This window comes from Legionella tunisiensis, from assembly GCF_000308315.1.
In the GTDB taxonomy this organism is placed as follows: Bacteria; Pseudomonadota; Gammaproteobacteria; order Legionellales; family Legionellaceae; genus Tatlockia; species Tatlockia tunisiensis.
The window spans coordinates 1-4,127 of the sequence record NZ_CALJ01000142.1 but is presented as its reverse complement, the minus strand read 5'-3'; the positions used below and the strand labels follow the sequence as shown (position 1 = coordinate 4,127).

Below are 4,127 nucleotides of genomic sequence, written 5' to 3'. Positions count from 1 at the left end.
GTATTACCCCCAGAAATGTGGATGAGTTAATCGATATATTACAAAAAAGACATGCCATTATGATGAAAGAACGGCCTGAAAAACATCCCGGGGTATTTAAGACGAAAGAAAATAAAGCTGGTAATACTACTTTTGTATCGCCTGTGGATGTACTAGGTACATTATGGGAAGGATTTGAACGATATAAATTACTTAAACCGGGTATTGAACGAGCACTGTTTATGCAATTTTTAATTAGTGAAATACATCCTTTTGATGATGGAAATGGAAGATTATCAAGAATTATGATGAATGCCGAACTTGTATCTCAATCTCAGTACAAAATTATTATGCCTAATGTTCATCGTGATAATTATCTGAATGGCTTAAGATTGGCATCGAGAGATAAGAGTTTCAGAACTTATGTGAAAGTAATGGATCAAGCCCAAGCGTATACTGCGTCAGTGAAATGGCTTGATTACGGGGAAGCGAGAGAAAATTAGAAAGTGATGACGCAAATCTCTCATCTGATGAGGGTATCCCTACTTTTAATCGCGCATTAAGGACATTAAAGCTCTCAGATATACCTGCTTAATTAGGAGATTTGACCCGGATTAGGCGAAGTCGTAATGCTTAGAAAAAAGATGAATTTGTCAGTGGAAGACTATTTCTATGTAATTGTAAAATTATTTGTTTGGTTTATGCATTTGCCAACGCAAAATCAAAATAAGAACAGCAAACAGCTTAGATTTAAGCTGAACTTTCGGTAAGCGAGCGTGACTAAAGACAGAGCGGTTGTTTAGCCTATAGCCTCAATGATTTTAGGAGGCGACTTAATGATAAAAGGCACCAATAAACTAGAAACTGTTAAACAAGCCTTTAGACACTGGAGAACCACACGAACAAAGCGCAGTCAAATCCCAGATGAGTTATGGGATATATTGGTAGCATGAGCAAAAAAGGTGATTGTTGGGATAACAGTATTGTTGAAAGTTTCTTTGGCAGCTTAAAACAAGAGCGAGTCCAATGGCGAAATTATCAAACCCAATGGGAGGCTCAACAGGACATTTTAAATTACATTACCATGTTCTATAACAGCCACAGATTACATTCATATTTGGGGTATTTAAGCCCAAATCAATTTGAAAAACAGCGCAACTCTTTAATGAAAGTTGCTTAACTGGGGTGTAACATTTTGGTTGACCACGTCATAAAATTGGGATTGTACGAGCTTTATTTTTAAGTTGCAATATTGGAAATTTCTTATAGGGAGGTATGAAGTGGCCCCAATCCATAGCGATCTTTTAAAAATCGTCCGAGAATGTTGGTATGACATCATCAGTTTTTTTGGGGATTTTTCGATACACCATAACGAAATAAAAACTTAAACTGCTTACTACAATCAAGGTATAAAATAAGGGAGGAGAAATTAATTCCATCCCATCGGTACCGCTATTTCCCAACAGGCTAATAAAGGTCAAAATAATAAAATATAAAATCAATTCATAACTACGCTTTATAGCTTGAAATAAGTTCTCATAATTGCCTTGATTTGAAATAAAAATATAAATGGAATAAAAACTAAAAGTAGAATAGTTACCAGGAGTATGTCTTTCCCTGGTGATAAACAAAATAAGATGTTTATAAATACAAATAAAACAGGACATACAATATGCGCAAAAGGTAATTTGAATTTTCGTATTTTATGTTTTTCAATAATTCTCAAGCGCATCATGGCAATGGGGCAGGCCATATAGGAAATAATATGAAATAAACTTACAATGATGACCAAAGACTCCCAGCTTGGGAAAAACCATAATAAACCCCAAAGCTAAAATAACATTAAAAATCAGTGAGCGTCTCGAAAAATGATAGACGGGATGTATTCTGTAAAAAACTAGGCATTTGTTTATCTTGTGACATTGCTGTTAGCATTCTTGCTGTAGCACCCGTATAAATAATTCCAGTGCCGGAGGGGCTTATACAGGCATCAATATATAGAATTAAGGTGATGAAATTTAAGCCTAAAAGACTTGCCAATTGTACAACTGGGGATTGGAAATCAACCCCATGCCAACCGTTTGCCAAATATTGGGGAGGTAAACCTGCGATGAATGCAAGTTGCAATAATAAATAAATTCCTAAACAAAGCACTATGGAGATAATCAATGCTTTTGGTATGTTTTTTCAGGTTCTTTGGCTTCAGAACTAAAACTTACTATGGATTGAAAGCCATTAAAGGCATAGATTATGCCGCTTGCTACAATGGCGGTAAAGATGCCACTAATGCCATCAGGTAAAGCGCTTTGTTTATCCAATATAATATTGCTGCTATGAAAAGAAGCATACATAATCACTATTGCAGTGATAACAGGTACAAATACTTTTATTAAAGTGATGATATTGTTTGATTTAGATAACAGTCTAGCTCCCCAATTATTGAGTATGGCATAAAAAATAACCAAGAGACTTACCAAGAACAAACCAAAACTTGTCAAACGCGCATTTGCATAAAGCACTTCATTTATTTGAGGTTGGCTGTTCGCTAAATATTGCACTGTAGCCATTGCTTCTGTTGGTATGACAGCAACGATCCCTAACCAATTAGCAAGAGCAGTGACAAAGCCCATATCCTTATTATGTGAAAGTGTTAGAAGACGAGTGAATAAGCCACGTATAGGATAAAGAGTTGCAATTTCGGCAATGACCATGGCAAGCATCAGGATAATACCTGCTCCAATTATCCAGGATAAAAAAGCACCACTTCCAGCATATTTTGCTGCATTATATGCAGCAAACAGCCAACCACTGCCAATAATAGAACCGATGCCTGTAAAAACCAATGACCATAAGCCCAACTTATGTCTCATGCGTGCCCAACCATTTCAAAAAGACATTTTATTATACAGATTTTATAACATAAGGCTACCTAGGGAACGCGAATGGATACCCACCCTATGGATTCAATAAGCCGCCGTTTCAGTTCAAGCTCTTCTCAGTGCACCGTTTAGTGTAGGTGTCGCCAAAATACTGGCTGAGTCGCTCTCGTAAGGTGACTCTGTTAAGTCCAAGCAGTCTCGCCGCTCGTGATTGATTATAGCGGCAGGCTTACAGTACCGCTTTAAACAGCGCCGGCTCAATGGTTTCCATTATCAGGGCATAAAGACCAATGCAATCGTACTGCTCAGGGTGTTCAAGACATGCCTTTGTCAGTCGGGTTACTGCATCCTCCAGAAAATTCATAAATATTTGTTTTGATATTGTAAATTCTTTTGCAAACTCCTTAAAATCAGGGGTAAAAAAATACTCTTCATCTTGTTTATTAAATAAATCTTGATGGTTAATTGGTCCTTTATATTCCCTTAATTTTTCTAGAAAATTTTCATTCAAAGCATCATTCATATCTATGAAATAACTAAGTTTAAATTTATTTCGTGATAATCGACTTATACAAGGGATAGAATGTCCTAGAGTGGAGTCCAATTGGGCAGCAATTCTTGCCATTTCTAATAATTCTAATGCGTTGGGCATACTAATAGTAAGATTTTGGTAAGCTCTATCCTGCCATTCAAGCACGGTGTCCCCACTGTCCCAATTGTCCCCATTTTTTAGATAACAATTTACATTTAAATTTATGCAGACACATTTGGTTATTCAACACATAACATCTAGGAATTCTTATCTCTAGTATCTAGGTTTATAAATTAAGCCAAACTTGTTCATTTTTAATGAACACATCATAATTATGAACAAATCAACATAAGTGAACATCATCGCTTAGACACTAATACAGCGAATCGCTGCAAAAGCTGCTGCTCAACTGAGAGTAGGTATTGCAAGATTGCACTTCGTTTGGCCAATTTGACTTGAAACAAGCAAATCAACTATGCTGTACATGTACAGGAAATATAGAGAAAACCATGCAAACAGTGTCTTATACTCATATGCGCGAACATTTATGTGAAATCATGGAAAAAATCGCCAATGGTGAACAAATCTGCTTTACTCGCAAAGGACAAGAGCCTTTTATCATAGCTAAAGTTGGTACACCAACTGAGGCTCACCTTGAGGAAGCAAAACATAAAAAACGCGCCCAAACTGTGGCCAAATTAAAAGAACGACATGCTGCGACTATTAAAGCCTTAGCG

4 protein-coding genes and 3 pseudogenes are annotated in these 4,127 nt (G+C 36.6%); 3 read left to right on the top strand and 4 right to left on the bottom strand.

Annotated elements, in window-relative coordinates; translation table 11 throughout:
- Both BN58_RS09220 and BN58_RS09205 read left to right on the top strand, forming a co-directional pair.
- Positions 1-482 (top strand): Fic family protein (locus tag BN58_RS09220; RefSeq protein ID WP_019216565.1); only part of this gene is annotated, 482 nt, incomplete at its 5' end.
- Positions 483-913: 431 nt separating this feature from the next.
- A pseudogene (locus BN58_RS09205) lies at positions 914-1,159 on the top strand (IS3 family transposase); the annotation flags it as partial.
- Between the two features lie 124 nt (positions 1,160-1,283).
- Here the strand turns inward: BN58_RS09205 and BN58_RS23720 are convergent.
- The 4 genes and pseudogenes from BN58_RS23720 to BN58_RS09195 all read right to left on the bottom strand — a co-directional run bounded on the left by BN58_RS23720 (position 1,284) and on the right by BN58_RS09195 (position 3,555).
- Positions 1,284-1,646 (bottom strand): hypothetical protein, encoded by a 363-nt coding sequence (locus BN58_RS23720; RefSeq protein WP_040916359.1) that lies wholly within the window; start codon positions 1,644-1,646, stop codon positions 1,284-1,286.
- Between the two features lie 175 nt (positions 1,647-1,821).
- Positions 1,822-2,849 (bottom strand): annotated as a pseudogene (locus BN58_RS28355) (APC family permease).
- 109 nt (positions 2,850-2,958) lie between these two features.
- A pseudogene (locus BN58_RS37705) lies at positions 2,959-3,075 on the bottom strand (helix-turn-helix domain-containing protein); the annotation flags it as partial.
- 12 nt (positions 3,076-3,087) lie between these two features.
- Complete coding sequence (locus BN58_RS09195; RefSeq protein ID WP_019216562.1) at positions 3,088-3,555, bottom strand: hypothetical protein; 468 nt, start codon at positions 3,553-3,555, stop codon at positions 3,088-3,090.
- Between the two features lie 344 nt (positions 3,556-3,899).
- Here BN58_RS09195 and BN58_RS09190 point away from each other — a divergent pair.
- Positions 3,900-4,127: hypothetical protein (locus BN58_RS09190; RefSeq protein WP_026069380.1), on the top strand; the 228-nt coding region annotated here is incomplete at its 3' end.